Origin of the sequence: Acinetobacter sp. TUM15071 (assembly GCF_008980925.1) — a bacterium.
Lineage (GTDB): Bacteria > Pseudomonadota > Gammaproteobacteria > Pseudomonadales > Moraxellaceae > Acinetobacter > Acinetobacter dispersus.
On sequence record NZ_BKGB01000067.1, the window covers coordinates 1 to 447 of the forward strand.

Here is a 447-nt window from a genome sequence, read left to right on the forward strand (position 1 = left end):
GTACCACGTCCGGACAGTTATGACAGCTAAGCGATACGAATACATCAAAGTTTGCTTTGAGGTTTAAACCTTTAATCTGGTTAAGCACGTCATCCGACACTTTAGGTGCATAGCCAGACACCTGCAACAGTGCCAAGATCAAAGACGTAAACTCATGACCCATAGGTAAGCCTGCAAAGAACACACGCGGTTGTTCACATGCTTTAGCCACACCAAAGCTTGGACGACGTGTATTGTTACCGTCAAAACGGGCAGTCACTTTGTCAGAAAGCTCAGCGATTTCACTCACCAACTCTTTAATTTGAGCTGATTTATCTGACTCATCTAAAGCAGCAACTAATTCGATTGGACTTTCTAAACGTTCTAAGTAAGCTTTTAATTGAGTTTTAATGTTTTGATCTAACATCTGTTTTTACTCCAATGCATCCAAATTCTTTCAATAGATGC

The 447-nt window shown here is 40.7% G+C and carries 1 protein-coding gene; it reads right to left on the minus strand.

Annotation, left to right across the window (positions count from 1 at the left end; translation table 11 throughout):
• Positions 1-406, minus strand: a 406-nt coding sequence (locus tag GBI66_RS19255; RefSeq protein ID WP_215901034.1) for an alkyl hydroperoxide reductase, incomplete at its 3' end; no start/stop codon positions are given.
• Positions 407-447 lie beyond the last annotated feature (41 nt).